The sequence below is a fragment of the Paranoxybacillus vitaminiphilus genome, from assembly GCF_003259935.1.
Lineage (GTDB): Bacteria > Bacillota > Bacilli > Bacillales > Anoxybacillaceae > Paranoxybacillus > Paranoxybacillus vitaminiphilus.
The window spans coordinates 52,116-65,828 of record NZ_QLMH01000012.1 but is presented as its reverse complement, the minus strand read 5'-3'; the positions used below and the strand labels follow the sequence as shown (position 1 = coordinate 65,828).

Here is a 13,713-nt window from a genome sequence, read left to right as displayed (position 1 = left end):
ATGTATCATAAGTTTTAAATTTATTCAATTGGTTCCTCTTTTCTCTATTGGAATTCAGGCAGTAAATTTGCTACACTTTGCTTGTAAAACGACAAAAAGCGAGGGGAAGTACAATGAATTTTACACTGGATATCATCGAAGATAAAATTGAATTTTTTGAAGCCGCTGACATTAAAACGTTAGAGAAAAAAATTAATGAACAAATTGAACATAATAAAGCGATTTTGCTGGAAGTTCATCACGTTTCTCATCAAATGCATGTCGGACCAAACGGAGAACGTTTTTACAGCGCAGTCGTTCACTTTAAAGCAAAAAAGTAAGAGGCTAAAGCAAAGTGTCAGACCTCTCCATTCTAATCGATCATACACACGTTTGAGCAGTCCGTGATCGATAATGAGGTCAGACACTTAGACTTGCCTCTACTCTCTATTTCGTAATTGCTGCACTTTCGTCGGCTTCCACCCTTGCTGCTCCACCCATTCAATGTACACTTTATAATGCTGCTTTTTATCCTTCGTGGAAATGGTCGCGACCGCTTTGTTCGGCCCATTGTTGCCGATAAACCAAACGATCATTTCCGATGGCGATAAGCGGGTGGCATAGCTGATCGCATCAATCATCTCTTTCCAGTCAACAGAGTTTTTATCAAAGGTGGTTACGTGCGGCTCTGATTGCGTTGTACCAATCGGCTGCCATGATGGATTGACAATTTCTTGAATAATATTTGAATTCGGATCTCCTTCAATGACCGTTACTTCTTCGTTCTCATCCTCTACTACTTCTTCTTTTTCTTCTTTATTTCCGTTTTCTGCATTGTCATTGAATTCGACGTTTACGCTTTCTTTATTCTCTATTTCCTCTTGTTCGACTGTTTCTTCTTTTTTCACATCTGCGGAATCGTTCGCCGCCTCTCGTTCATTACCATTAGAAAAGATTAATTGCCAGCCAAAAAAGAGAATGAGAGCGAATACGAAACCAATTAATGTATTTAAAATGCGGTTTACTTTTCTTCGTTTTGCCCGTTGCTCATAGCGGGCTCCTTGGAAAGATGTTTTTTGCTTTGCCAACAACATACCTCCTTTTTTTAAATCGGTTTCTATTTTATCATTTGTATCTCTCCTTATAAACTATTTCGCAGCAATTCCATATTTATGTCCTATTTATTCATTTACGAATGTTGTTCATCGAACTCATATATCCTCTTGACAACATCGTAAAAGACGTCATTGGTCACAGCTTGATTGCTTGTTTGTTCTAATTCTACGACAACAAGTGAATATTTAGGCGAATCAGCAGGGAAGAAGCCTGCAAACCACTTATTAATAAGTTCTTCATCATGAGCCGTTATTTTTCCTGTTTCTGCGGTTCCAGATTTCCCCGCAACCTCATAAGGCAGCGTTTGAAACCTTCTTCCTGTACCTTTTTCATGAGTCACGACGCTTTTCAATAATTTCTGTAATGTTAGAGCCGTATCGTATGAAATCGTTTCATTTGAAAATTTCTGTTCAGGAAAAGAAATAAATGTTGTTCCATTTTTATAAAGAATTTTGTTTACTGCCCGCACTTTCTTTGCTTTCCCCTTTCTCGCAATCGTTGCCATCATATTAGCTACCGCCAGCGGTGAAACACGAACATCTTTTTGTCCAATGGCTGTCTGGGCTACCGCCAGCGGAACATATTTGTCCTTATCATCATGCCAAATGATTCCCTTTTTTTCTTCCGGCAACTGTTTAAAATTTTCAAAATGATAAACATTTCCTTCCCAACCGACTAGTGGATATAATCCAAGTTTCCGTGCATATTCCTCGATGATTTTTTTATCTTGCTCAACAAGCTCTTTTCCTAACGTTCCAAATGTATTGTTGCAGCTTAAGGCAAAACTATCAACAAAATGAAGCATTCCATAGTCGCGGTTTTCTTCAGGTTTTCCATCGATTGCTTTACTGCAGTCAAACGTTCGATAAGGAGAGACGAGATCTTGCTCGATGGCTGCCGCGGCGATCACCGTTTTAAAAATCGAGCCGGGAATTTGCGGAAGTATCATGTGATTGTCGGCGCCATAATCTCCGTAAGGGTTTTCTGAATTCATTTCCGGAACGCTAACCATCGCTAAAATGTTATTTGTTTCAATATCCAATAAGACAAGTCCGCCTTTTTTAAGACGATGTTTCTTTATCACATCTTGGGCAATTTTTTGTAAATCACGATCAATCGTCGTTTGAACGGAAACAGGGTAAAATGGATTCGCCGGCTCATCATACTTCACCTGAAGCCCGAATAAAGGCCCTCCGTCACCATCGACATGATATAACAGACGCGTTTCGCCATCGGGAATTAAAAACTCATCAAACGCCCCTTGCAATCCGGAAATACCGATTTTCGTCTTCGGAGATAAATGAGTTTTATCAGGATAACGCGACCGTAACAATTCAGGATTTTCTCTTACTAATCCGATCAAATGTCCTGCATATGTCTTTTCGAGCGGATATTGCTTTTTTACGGCAAATACCCCGGGAATACGCAGCTGATTAATCTTCTTCACTTGCCTCTCCGTTAATTGCAAAGGCTCATGATTTATCATAAAAATAAATGGTTTGTTCTGTTCTTGTAATGCTTGCTGGATCACATTTTCAGAAACATTTATGATCGCAGCTAGTTTTTCAATCGGCCAATTCATTTTTTTTAAAAATGGAAATAAAACTAAAGTTGGAGTGTATTCATGCGTCAACGGTTTGCCATTTCGGTCAACAAATGCTCCACGGCCATCATCAAGCACCATTTCCTGCGTTCTTTGCGCGACGCTTGCTTCAATGAGATTCACATTCTCTTTCGAAAAAGACTCCGTGCTGACAAGTTGGATTTGTACAATTCTTCCAATTAATAAAGCGATACCGAGTTGAATGGTAAATAAAATGAGCCAGACTCTTTTCGTTAACATAAAAAACACCTCGTCTTCATTTTCGACGAGGTGCCGCCATTTAAAACCTATTTTACCGCTACAATTTTTACAAGCATTTCGCCGCCAGGCGTTTGTACTGTTACTTCATCGCCAATTTGTTTTCCAAGAAGGGATTTTGCAATTGGAGAGTCGTTTGAAATTTTTCCTTCGAACGGATCGGCTTCCGCGCTTCCAACGATTGTATACGTTTCTTCTTCACCGTCAGGCAATTCAATAAAGGTTACAGATTTGCCCAATGTAACAACATGTGGATTTTCTGTATCTTCTTCAATAATTTTTGCGTTACGAATCATATTTTCAAGCATTTGAATGCGCGACTCGACAAATGCCTGTTCATCTTTTGCCGCATCATACTCAGAGTTTTCAGAAAGGTCGCCAAAGCTGCGAGCAATTTTAATGCGCTCAACTACTTCCTTGCGTTTTACCGTTTTTAAATATTCCAGTTCTTGTTCTAACTTTTCCTTTCCCGCTTTCGTCATCGGGTACTCTTTTTCTACTGCCATATTCCTTCACTCCTTTAGTTTTTCGATATATGTAAAATGTACGAACAACGAAAACGGTTGTTCGTACGGTTAACATATCAAAGCTGGAAATATATTTTATATTTATGTTATGTTATTACAAAATTGCTTTTTGTTCAAGAATTGTGCGAATTTTTGTAACCATTAAATCAATCGCGACATGATTATGCCCGCCTTCCGGAATAATAATGTCGGCATACCGCTTCGTCGGCTCAATGAATTGGTTATGCATCGGCCGAACAACAGAAACATATTGTTCAATCACTGACTCAAGCGTGCGGCCGCGCTCTTTAATATCGCGGAGCAAACGGCGAATGATGCGGATATCTGCATCTGTATCCACATATACTTTAATATCCATTAAATTGCGTAACCGTTCATCTTCTAATACGAGAATTCCTTCTAAGATGATCACATCTTTCGGTTCGACATAAATCACTTCATCTGAACGGGTATGCAAAGTGTAATCGTATACCGGTTTTTCAATCGGTTCATAATTAAGCAGTTTTTCAAGATGCTCAATAAGCAGGTCATTATCAAAAGCAAGCGGATGATCGTAGTTCGTCTTTAACCGCTCTTCAAATGGCAAATGACTTTGGTCTTTATAATAATAATCTTGCTCGAGCATTAAAATGGAATGTCCTTGAAAATGTTCATAAATCGCTTTTGCTACGCTCGTTTTCCCCGAGCCGGAGCCGCCGGCGACTCCGATGACAACCGGTTTCTTCCCCATGCTAATCTTAATGCCCCTTTCTCATCATGTTGTACGGGAAGACTTCTTTGTCCACTTTAAATTTCACAATTTGCAGCGGATGACGCGCTGCATCTAACTCATTTCCATCTTCGTCCCAAATTTTCTCAATAACTTGAGTAAAGTTGTCAATTTGCGGGCCGAAAAATTCCACTTCATCGCCAGGTTTAAAGAAATTGCGCTGCTGCAGCGTCACCATTTTTGTTTCCTTGTCGTAATCTAACACAAGCCCGGCAAAATCATAAGTGGTTTTCTTGCTATGAACACCAAACATTTGTTCTTTATAACCAGGCACTCCTTCAAAGAAGGCCGGTGCCGTATCACGATTGGCACATTTGTCAAGTTCCTCAAGCCATTCTTTTTTAATGACGAAATTGTCAGGGTCGGCGCAATATGCATCGATGACTTTACGGTATACGCTGACAACCGTTGCCACATAGTGAATCGATTTCATCCGTCCTTCGATTTTTAAACTGTCAATGCCTAATTCAATCATTTTCGGAATCGATTGAATTAAGTTTAAGTCTTTCGGACTCATCGCAAACGGTGCGTCATTCTCATCAAACAAAGCGATTTCTTTCCCGGAATCTAATTTATATAAATCATAATCCCAACGGCATGACTGACAGCAGCCGCCGCGGTTGGAGTCGCGGGCTGTCATATGGTTACTTAACACACAACGGCCTGAATAAGCAATACACATCGCCCCATGAATAAAGGCTTCAATTTCAATATCGACTTTCTCCTTAATTTCGCGAATTTCTTCCGCGCTTGTTTCCCGTGCTAATACAACGCGCTCCAATCCTTCTTCCTTCCAAAACTGGACCGCTTTCCAGTTTGTCAGCGACTGCTGCGTGCTTAAATGTACTTCCAGCTTCGGTGCGACGCGGCGTGCTGTTTCAATAATAAGCGGATCAGCAACGATAATTCCGGTAACACCGGCTTCTTCCAGCCCTTTTAAATATTTATCTAATCCTGGAATGTTTTCGTTATGGGCATAAATATTTGTCGTTACATAAATTTTCGCGCCATATTTGTTGGCAAAACGCACGCCTTCAGCGATTTCTTCCAATGTAAAGTTATCAGCATTGGAACGAAGGCCATACTCTTGGCCGCCGATAAACACAGCATCCGCGCCATAGAGAATCGCCACTTTCAGCTTTTCTAAGTTGCCTGCAGGTGCAAGCAGTTCGGGCTTTTTCACAATGACGCGCTTTCCGTTAATAATTTCGGAAATTTTATCGTTTTTTGCGATCATCATTTTTCTCCTCCTTTTCTTTAAGATTTAGTAAACCGTCTCCTTAAAGAAGAAGCCTGTATCTAACGGACGATGGACTGGCTGTATTGCTTCGATTTCCGCTAACAATTGATCTTTTACTTTTCGATACTCTTCACGGTTTTCTGCGCATAAATCGATGGCTAGGCGGTATTTTTTCGTTACTTCGGTAATATATTCACGTTCATGCAAGATGCCGTCAATTTTAAAGCTGTCGATTTCGGCATCAATCATGTCTTCCAATTCATCAATAATACAAATATCATTCGGGCTCATAATATGCGTTCCGTTTTCGTCTTCGAAAATCGGATATTTATTATCGCGCTCTTTATCGTAAAGGAACATTCCCTTGTCATATTTGCGTTTTTCAATTTCCATTACTTTTCCTTGATATTCAAAATAGTTGCCAATGAGCGAACGCTTTGATTGGAACATACATGTCATTCCGTGAACTTGCACTTCGATTTCGACTTCGGCATGTTCCTTGATTTCAATGATCGCATCCATGTTAATTTCGCGGGCAAGCACGGCGCGTTTTGCTCCTTTGCGTCCCCAATAGTTGCACGCATACCAGTTTGTTGCTGTTGTTTCTGTGTTCCAATGCAATTTCATATGCGGGGCGACTTCACGCACGGTCATTAACACAGCCGGATCTCCAAACACGATCGCATCTACGCCCGTATCCGCTAAAAACTTTACATAATCGCCTAACTCGTCCACTTTATCATTATGGAAAATGGCATTCATTGCCACATATACTTTTATGTTATGCTCGCGGGCAACTTTTACTGCTTCAACAATATCTTCACGTTTAAATTCTCCCGCCAAGCGCAATCCATAGCGCTGTTCACCAATCATTACGGCATCCGCACCTGCTTCTGCCAAGTCGCGAATGTGCGCTACATCGATTGGCGTTACAAGCAATTCTGGTTTTTTCATCCTTATTCACCTCTTTTTTTAGATATCGCCATTCCGTCTCCAACCGGTAAAATTACGGTATCATAGCGCGGATGATCCATAAGCCACTCATTATACGCACATATCTTCTTTACTAAATTGCGAAGCCGCTTCGTTTCAATTTGTTCAGCGCGGGCAACCAAGCCTTTAAACAGCACATTATCGGTAATAATAATCCCGTTCTTGCTTAGCAGCGGCTCATACATTTCAAAAAAGCGAAGGTACTGTCCTTTCGCCGCATCGATAAACATAGCGTCAAAAGGCCCATAATCGGCGACTTCTTCATACAGATGAAGCGCATCGCCAAAGAGTACATGAATTTGTTTTGCCGTGTTCGTTTTCTCTATATAGAAAAGCGCTCGTTCATATCGTTCTTTGTCACGTTCTAATGTCACAATGTTTGCATTTGGCAGCGCTTTAGCCATTCGAATCGCCGAATAGCCAATCGCTGTACCGATTTCCAAAATCTTTGCCGGCTGCACTAATTTCAATATTTGCAGCATCGCTTCAATGCCGACTAGCTCCATAATCGGAACGTTATGCTCTTTGGCGTATTGTTCGATTTCCTCTATTTCGCGTTCACGTTTTGGAATAAGCGCTTCTAAATAGCTTGTGACCTCAGGTGATAACAAATCGAGTTCCTCCTCGAAAAAATAAGAGTCCAATAACTGAACTCTTGTGAAAAAATGATTCATAACTTTATATATACTATCATAAATAAGATAAGAATGCGAAATTTTTTTCGCTTTTCTAGTCATTTCCTCACTTTTCTACTGTTTGCCAATATACTTCGCTTTTTCGCGATTATGTTCTTCTAACGTTTTTGTAAAAATCACTTCTCCCATTGGCGTTGCAAGGAAATACATATAATCCGTTTTTGCCGGCTTTAATGCTGCCTGAATCGACATTTCACCGGCATTGGCAATCGGACCGGGCGGCAAGCCTTTATGAATGTAAGTATTATAAGGCGAGTTCACTTTTAAATCTTTATAATAAACGCGGTCTTTATGCTTGCCGAGCGCATAAAGAACCGTTGGATCCGTTTGCAGCGGCATGCCTACCCGCAGGCGATTATAAAATACGCTCGCAATTTTTTCGCGGTCTGTTTTTGCTGTTGCTTCTTCCTCAATGAGCGAAGCCATCGTTAACAGTTTATGCGGCGTAAATTCCATTTCTCCCATTTCTACTTCATATTTCATTAGGACTTCTTCCGTTTTATCGAGCATCGCTTCAATGATCGTTTCCATGGACGGTTTCTCTTCGTGGAATGAATACGTAGCCGGAAATAAATACCCTTCAAGCGGATAACGAATATGCTGATTAAAAATTTCCTCAGATAAAATCGATGGGTATTTCTTGATCAGTTGGTTAATATAGTTTCGGTCATTCATCTTAGCCATAAACTCCTCTTGTTTGTAACCTGTCTTTTTCGCAATGATTGCCGCGATTTGTGTCAACTGCTTCCCTTCCGGTATCGTAATTTTCAATTTTGTTTCTTTGGATACTTTTCCTGTTTTCAATGAAGCAATAATTTCTTCCAGCGTCATCGCCCGATTGAGTTTATATTCTCCAGCTTGGAAATCAGCATGATTTTTAAATTTCACATAATAGCGAAAAACCGTTGCATCTTTAATAATTCCTTTTTCTTCTAAAATCGCTGCGATTTCGCTGACAGAAGAACCGATTGGAACCGATACATGAATCGCTTTTTTATCTTTAGGGTCAACTGGTTGTAATGCCGACTTTATATATAAATAACTTCCACCTACAGCAATCATCAAACAAAGCAGCATCACTGCAGAAACAATCAATACAATTTTCCTGACAAGCTGTGCGTCTTTTTGCCGCTCAGTAAACTTATCTTCCATTTTAACTCATAAGCCTCCTCTCACTCGTGATATTATACTACAAATTTTCACATTTTTCGCGATTTAATCTCTCATTTCCTAAAAAAGGGTGACCGTCAGCAGGCGGTCACCCTTTTTGCTTAAATTATTCTTCCTCTTCTTGTTCAGCACAGAACGTATTCCAAACTTCTTCAATCATATCCCATTCTTCTTCTGTTTCGATTGGCTGAAGCTCTCCTTCTTCTTCCCCTTCGCCCGGGATGAAAGCGGAAACGTGAATCTCTGTTTCTTCCTCCTCATCATATTCCGCGCCGATTGGATAATAAAAAACGTATGATTTTCCAAAGTCTTCAGACTCGAATGTAAAAAGTACCTCGCATAATTGTTCATTTCCATTTTCATCGACTACTGTAATATGTTTATCTCCATGTTCCATTATGTTCACCTCAATTTAATTTTTGCTATCAAGATAAGACTGCAAAATCATCACCGCCGCCATCTTATCAATGACTTGCTTTCGCTTTTTTCTGCTGACATCGGCGGCAATTAACATCCGTTCCGCTGCCATCGTCGAAAGGCGCTCGTCCCATAAAATCACAGGAAGACCAAACTCTTGTTTTAAGATTTCGGCAAATTGCTGACTTGCTTCACCGCGCGGCCCAACCGTTCCGTTCATATTTTTCGGAAAGCCGAGTACGATCGCTTTGACATGATACTCTTCGATAAGCTCACGAAGCCGCTTAAGACCAAACTGTCCTTGTTCTTCATCAATTTTTATTGTTTCAAGTCCTTGCGCTGTCCAGCCAAGCTCATCACTAATAGCGACTCCTAGTGTTTTCGTTCCCAAATCCAAACCAAGTACGCGCATATTTAGTCCTCTCGGTACTTTTGTAAATAGGATTTCACTAATTCTTCAATTAATTCATCCCGTTCAATTTTTCGAATGAGCGTTCTTGCATCTTTATGGCGCGGGATGTAAGCTGGGTCGCCAGATAATAAGTATCCAACAATTTGGTTAATCGGGTTATATCCTTTTTCCTGCAGCGCTTCATACACGGTAAAAAGCACTTCCTTAATGTCTGTTTCGACCGGCTCCTCTGAGAAGTTAAATTGCATCGTTTTATCAAATGAGCTCATCGCTTCGCACCTCGCTCTCAGATTCAGCAGAATCTGGCATATCCAATCTTACATCCATTGTACACCATCTTCGTGAATTATAAAACGGATTTTACCCATTCTTCGACGAATTGGAGAGCTTGGTCCACTTTATTCGGATCTTTTCCTCCCGCTTGTGCCATATCCGGACGGCCGCCGCCACCGCCGCCGCATCGCGTTGCTACTTCTTTAATTAATTGACCGGCATGATATCCTTTGCCAACTAAATCTTTTGTCACGCCGGCAATGAGATTCACTTTTTCTCCTTGTACGGATGCCAATACGATGACAGCGGAACTTAATTTTTGTTTTAATTCATCAACCATTGTGCGCAAGTTATTCATATCTGTTGCATTTACTTTACTCGCAAGCACATTGACACCATTTATTTCTTTTACTTTGCTCACAAGGTTCGCTGCTTCCATGTTTCCTAAGCGGGCAGCTAATGATTCATTTTCGCGCTGCAATTCACGGATTTCGTTCATGAGCGCATCAATCCGGGCGACAATATCTTTTGGATTTGTTTTTAATTTTTGTGCCGCTTCCTGCAATAAGGCAATTTGCTCATTCATTAAGCGATATGCTGCTTCCCCGGTAACTGCTTCAATGCGGCGCGTACCTGCTCCGATTCCCGACTCGGAAACAATTTTAAACAAGCCAATTGCCGCCGTATTTGGCACATGGCAGCCGCCGCAAAGCTCCAAGCTGTAGTCGCCAACTTTCACGACACGGACAATATCGCCGTATTTTTCGCCAAACAGCGCCATTGCTCCCATCGCTTTTGCTTCTTCAAGCGGTTTATAATCAATTTCAACAGCGAGACTGCGCCAAATTTTATCATTAACAATTGCTTCGATTTGTTCTAATTCTTCCGGTTTTACTTGGCCGAAATGCGAGAAGTCAAAACGTAAACGCTCCGGAGTCACTAAAGAACCGGCTTGGTTAACATGAACGCCGAGCACATCTTTTAATGCTTGATGTAAAAGGTGAGTCGCTGTATGGTTTTTAATAATATTGGCACGCTTCTGTTCGTTTAAATGCGCTGTATATGTTTCGCCTTTTTTAAGCGTTCCTTTTTCGACAACTACATAGTGCAAATGCTGCCCGTTTGGCGCTTTTTGTACGTCTTTGACATACACTTTCGTTGTATCGTTTTCAATCCAGCCTTGGTCAGCGATTTGTCCGCCGCTTTCTGCATAGAATGGCGTGACATCGAGAATAATTTGCGCTTCTTCTCCTTCGCTGACTTCATCAGCTAATTCGCCGTTTTTCACAATGACTTCCACAACAGACTCCGTGCGAAGCTGATCGTAACCAACGAATTGGCTTTCTACTCGAATGTCGCCAAGAACGCCTCCTTGTACCTGCATCGAATCCACTTCTTGACGAGCGGCGCGGGCACGTTCACGCTGACGCTCCATTTCTTTTTCAAAGCCGTCGTGGTCAACTTTCATTCCTTCTTCTTCCGCATACTCTTCCGTTAATTCAACCGGGAATCCGTATGTATCATATAATCGGAACACATCTTCACCGGAGATTGTATCGCTTCCTCGTTCTTTTTCCTTTTGAATCACGCTTGCTAAAATCGCAAGACCTTCATGAAGCGTTTCATGGAAACGTTCTTCTTCGTTTTTAATCACTTTTTGAATAAACTCCGCTTTTTCTTTTACTTCCGGATAGTAATCAACCATAATTTCGCCAACAACTGGAACTAACTCATACATAAACGGACGGTTAATGTTTAATTTTTTCGCATAGCGTACTGCACGGCGCAACAAACGGCGCAATACATAACCGCGGCCTTCATTGGAAGGCAATGCTCCATCACCGATGGCAAATGTCACCGTACGAATATGGTCGGCTATCACTTTGAACGCCACATCTTTTTCGGCATCAACGCGATATTTCTCGCCAGAAATTTCTTCTGTTGCCTTAATAATCGGCATAAAAAGGTCCGTATCAAAGTTCGTTGGCACGTTTTGCAAAATAGAACACATGCGCTCCAAGCCCATGCCTGTATCAATATTTTTCTTTGGCAGCGGCGTATATGTACCGTCTGGATTATGGTTAAATTGCGAGAACACAAGGTTCCATACTTCTAAATAGCGCTCGTTTTCCCCGCCTGGATATAATTCCGGATCGTTCGGGTCGTTGCCGAATTCTTCGCCGCGGTCATAGAAAATCTCTGTATTCGGTCCGCTTGGGCCTTCACCAATATCCCAGAAGTTGCCTTCCAAGCGAATAATGCGTTCTTCTGGAATGCCGATTTCTTTATGCCAAATTTCAAACGCCTCATCGTCTTCAGGATGAATCGTGACAGATAAGCGGTTTGGGTCAAAACCAATCCATTTATCGCTCGTTAAAAACTCCCATGCCCAATGAATCGCTTCCCGCTTAAAATAGTCGCCGATCGAAAAATTGCCGAGCATTTCAAAGAACGTATGATGGCGCGCTGTTTTACCGACATTTTCAATATCATTTGTCCGAATCGACTTTTGTGCATTACAAATGCGAGGGTTGTCTGGAATAACGCGGCCGTCAAAATACTTTTTTAACGTTGCAACGCCGCTGTTAATCCATAATAGCGATGGATCATCAACCGGAATTAAAGACGCGCTTGGCTCAACAGCATGACCTTTTTCCTTAAAAAAGTCAAGAAACATTTGACGAACTTGCGCAGACGTCAGCTTTTTCATATTCTTTCCTCCCCTTTACTTTATTTAAAAAAATAAACTCTCATCCCTGCTCAGGGACGAGAGTTATGCTCGCGGTACCACCCTGTTTATGAACGTAAAAACGTTCATCACCTCAAAAGTCGTAACGTGACTTCCCCGGCAGTTTTTGCCTGCGCTCTGGATTAGCGTTCTGTTACCCTTCATCTGGAATTTCTTTCAGCCGCGGAAATTCCTCTCTGTGCGCTCCAATGCGCTTTAAGATGGACTGTAACATACTCGATCCTTCATCGCGTTTATGTATACATTTTCATTCAGATTATAGACAAGTACGATTATTTTGTCAATGCGTGCGGAAATGCACCTTGGCGTGTAATAAAGCAACTTTTAAAACAGCTGCTACAGGAACCGCTAAAATCAATCCTGTTACACCGCCGATTTCTCCGCCAATAAACAAAGCAAGCATAATGACGAGCGGATGCATGTGAAGGCTTTTTCCAACGATAAAAGGAGACAATATATTGCCTTCTAAAAATTGCAGTCCAAAAATAATGACAACGACAATCGCCACCATCTTGAGCGAAATCGTTGCCGCTAAAATCACAGCAGGAACCGCTCCAATAACCGGCCCGAAATAGGGAATAATATTCGTTGCCCCGATCACCATGCCAAGCAAAAGCGGGTACTTCATTCCGGCCATCCATAAGGCAACAGTCGCCATTGTCCCAATCACTAAACAAACAAATAGCTGTCCGCGAATATAATTGCCAAGCGATTCATCCACATCCTTTAAAAACGCCAGCCCGCGAGAACGCCAGCGTTTCGGTGTCATATACCATACCGCTTTCTTCATTTGCTCAATGTCCTTTAACATGTAAAAGACGATGAAAGGAATTAAAGCAAAGACGATAGCTGAATTAATAAAGCCCTTTAAGCCGTTTAAAACCTTTGTCAGCAAGTTTCCAATGGACTGTTCAGCCTGCGTCAACAGTGTTTCGACACGCATATGAATCTCTTCCGGCCACGCGGAAGTTTCATTATGGATTTGCTTCGTCCAGTCCCGATATGTTTCGGCCAGCTGCGGTAAACTGCCGCTTAAATCTTTTAATTGCTGAATGAATAAAGGAATCCCTTTATACAGTCCATAGCCAATGCCGCCAAAAAAAATAATGTAAATGATTAAAACCGCTAAAGCCCGCGGAATTCCGCGTTCATGAATATTTTCAATAAGCGGGTGCAGCAAATAGGTAATAAACCCGGCGATCGCAAAAGGAATGATGGCCGTAAACAATAAATCGAATATCGGCAGCCAAATCGCTTTAAGATGAATGATGAAGTAAACAATAACAATCATTAATAGAATTTTCCCTAATCGGACAAATGACAACAACTGTTGTTCGCGCAAAAAATATCCCTCCCACATTATTAGTGTGAGAGAATCAGCGGCAATTATGCGAAAAAAGAAAAAACGGTCAAGGGCTGACCTCACGTTCGTTTCACAATATATAGTGCATATTTATCACATATCACGTCCTATATATTGTGTTGTGTAGTCTGTTTCGGACAGCTTCCATT

The 13,713-nt window shown here is 41.4% G+C and carries 14 protein-coding genes and 1 other annotated feature; of the genes, 1 reads left to right on the top strand and 13 read right to left on the bottom strand.

Annotated features, from left to right (window positions below; translation table 11 throughout):
- Positions 1–113 precede the first annotated feature (113 nt).
- A complete protein-coding gene (locus B0I26_RS13130) occupies positions 114–320 on the top strand; it encodes a YrzA family protein (protein WP_111645877.1) in 207 nt (68 codons plus the stop codon).
- 99 nt (positions 321–419) lie between these two features.
- Here the strand turns inward: B0I26_RS13130 and B0I26_RS13125 are convergent, their stop codons facing one another.
- From B0I26_RS13125 to B0I26_RS13065, 13 genes are all read right to left on the bottom strand, one after another.
- The gene (locus tag B0I26_RS13125) at positions 420–1,067 is read right to left on the bottom strand and encodes a YrrS family protein (RefSeq protein WP_245934794.1); all 648 of its coding nucleotides are present in this window, start codon (positions 1,065–1,067) and stop codon (positions 420–422) included.
- Between the two features lie 101 nt (positions 1,068–1,168).
- Positions 1,169–2,938, bottom strand: a complete 1,770-nt coding sequence (locus B0I26_RS13120) for a peptidoglycan D,D-transpeptidase FtsI family protein (protein WP_111645875.1) — start codon at positions 2,936–2,938, stop codon at positions 1,169–1,171.
- Between the two features lie 47 nt (positions 2,939–2,985).
- On the bottom strand, positions 2,986–3,462 hold the full coding sequence (gene greA, locus B0I26_RS13115) for a transcription elongation factor GreA (RefSeq protein WP_111645874.1): 477 nt from the start codon (positions 3,460–3,462) through the stop codon (positions 2,986–2,988).
- Between the two features lie 115 nt (positions 3,463–3,577).
- Positions 3,578–4,213 carry a uridine kinase gene (udk, locus tag B0I26_RS13110; RefSeq protein ID WP_111645873.1) on the bottom strand — a complete coding sequence of 212 codons (636 nt, stop codon included), beginning with the start codon at positions 4,211–4,213 and terminating at the stop codon, positions 3,578–3,580.
- A gap of 7 nt (positions 4,214–4,220) precedes the next feature.
- The gene (locus tag B0I26_RS13105) at positions 4,221–5,489 is read right to left on the bottom strand and encodes a peptidase U32 family protein (protein ID WP_111645907.1); all 1,269 of its coding nucleotides are present in this window, start codon (positions 5,487–5,489) and stop codon (positions 4,221–4,223) included.
- A gap of 27 nt (positions 5,490–5,516) precedes the next feature.
- Positions 5,517–6,446 (bottom strand): peptidase U32 family protein, encoded by a 930-nt coding sequence (locus B0I26_RS13100; protein ID WP_111645872.1) that lies wholly within the window; start codon positions 6,444–6,446, stop codon positions 5,517–5,519.
- 2 nt (positions 6,447–6,448) lie between these two features.
- Entirely contained in the window at positions 6,449–7,096 is a 648-nt protein-coding gene (locus B0I26_RS13095; protein ID WP_111645871.1) for an O-methyltransferase, read from the bottom strand.
- Between the two features lie 138 nt (positions 7,097–7,234).
- Entirely contained in the window at positions 7,235–8,332 is a 1,098-nt protein-coding gene (gene mltG, locus B0I26_RS13090; RefSeq protein ID WP_111645870.1) for an endolytic transglycosylase MltG, read from the bottom strand.
- Positions 8,333–8,456: 124 nt separating this feature from the next.
- Positions 8,457–8,747: a DUF1292 domain-containing protein gene (locus B0I26_RS13085; RefSeq protein WP_111645869.1), complete on the bottom strand. Its 291-nt coding sequence runs from the start codon at positions 8,745–8,747 to the stop codon at positions 8,457–8,459.
- 15 nt (positions 8,748–8,762) lie between these two features.
- Complete coding sequence (gene ruvX, locus B0I26_RS13080; RefSeq protein ID WP_111645868.1) at positions 8,763–9,179, bottom strand: Holliday junction resolvase RuvX; 417 nt, start codon at positions 9,177–9,179, stop codon at positions 8,763–8,765.
- Between the two features lie 2 nt (positions 9,180–9,181).
- Positions 9,182–9,448 carry an IreB family regulatory phosphoprotein gene (locus tag B0I26_RS13075; RefSeq protein WP_111645867.1) on the bottom strand — a complete coding sequence of 89 codons (267 nt, stop codon included), beginning with the start codon at positions 9,446–9,448 and terminating at the stop codon, positions 9,182–9,184.
- Between the two features lie 77 nt (positions 9,449–9,525).
- Positions 9,526–12,162: an alanine--tRNA ligase gene (gene alaS / locus B0I26_RS13070; RefSeq protein ID WP_111645866.1), complete on the bottom strand. Its 2,637-nt coding sequence runs from the start codon at positions 12,160–12,162 to the stop codon at positions 9,526–9,528.
- A 49-nt stretch (positions 12,163–12,211) separates the two neighbouring features.
- Positions 12,212–12,438, bottom strand: a binding site (T-box leader).
- A 43-nt stretch (positions 12,439–12,481) separates the two neighbouring features.
- Positions 12,482–13,543 (bottom strand): AI-2E family transporter, encoded by a 1,062-nt coding sequence (locus B0I26_RS13065; protein WP_111645865.1) that lies wholly within the window; start codon positions 13,541–13,543, stop codon positions 12,482–12,484.
- Positions 13,544–13,713 lie beyond the last annotated feature (170 nt).

What these genes read in the sequence shown, in the direction of transcription:
- B0I26_RS13130 (WP_111645877.1), top strand. Translation starts at nt 114, where the DNA reads ATGAATTTTACACTGGATATCATCGAAGATAAAATTGAATTTTTTGAA.
- B0I26_RS13120 (WP_111645875.1), bottom strand. Translation starts at nt 2,938, where the DNA reads ATGTTAACGAAAAGAGTCTGGCTCATTTTATTTACCATTCAACTCGGT.
- greA (WP_111645874.1), bottom strand. Translation starts at nt 3,462, where the DNA reads ATGGCAGTAGAAAAAGAGTACCCGATGACGAAAGCGGGAAAGGAAAAG.
- udk (WP_111645873.1), bottom strand. Translation starts at nt 4,213, where the DNA reads ATGGGGAAGAAACCGGTTGTCATCGGAGTCGCCGGCGGCTCCGGCTCG.
- B0I26_RS13105 (WP_111645907.1), bottom strand. Translation starts at nt 5,489, where the DNA reads ATGATCGCAAAAAACGATAAAATTTCCGAAATTATTAACGGAAAGCGC.
- B0I26_RS13100 (WP_111645872.1), bottom strand. Translation starts at nt 6,446, where the DNA reads ATGAAAAAACCAGAATTGCTTGTAACGCCAATCGATGTAGCGCACATT.
- mltG (WP_111645870.1), bottom strand. Translation starts at nt 8,332, where the DNA reads ATGGAAGATAAGTTTACTGAGCGGCAAAAAGACGCACAGCTTGTCAGG.
- B0I26_RS13085 (WP_111645869.1), bottom strand. Translation starts at nt 8,747, where the DNA reads ATGGAACATGGAGATAAACATATTACAGTAGTCGATGAAAATGGAAAT.
- ruvX (WP_111645868.1), bottom strand. Translation starts at nt 9,179, where the DNA reads ATGCGCGTACTTGGTTTGGATTTGGGAACGAAAACACTAGGAGTCGCT.
- B0I26_RS13075 (WP_111645867.1), bottom strand. Translation starts at nt 9,448, where the DNA reads ATGAGCTCATTTGATAAAACGATGCAATTTAACTTCTCAGAGGAGCCG.
- alaS (WP_111645866.1), bottom strand. Translation starts at nt 12,162, where the DNA reads ATGAAAAAGCTGACGTCTGCGCAAGTTCGTCAAATGTTTCTTGACTTT.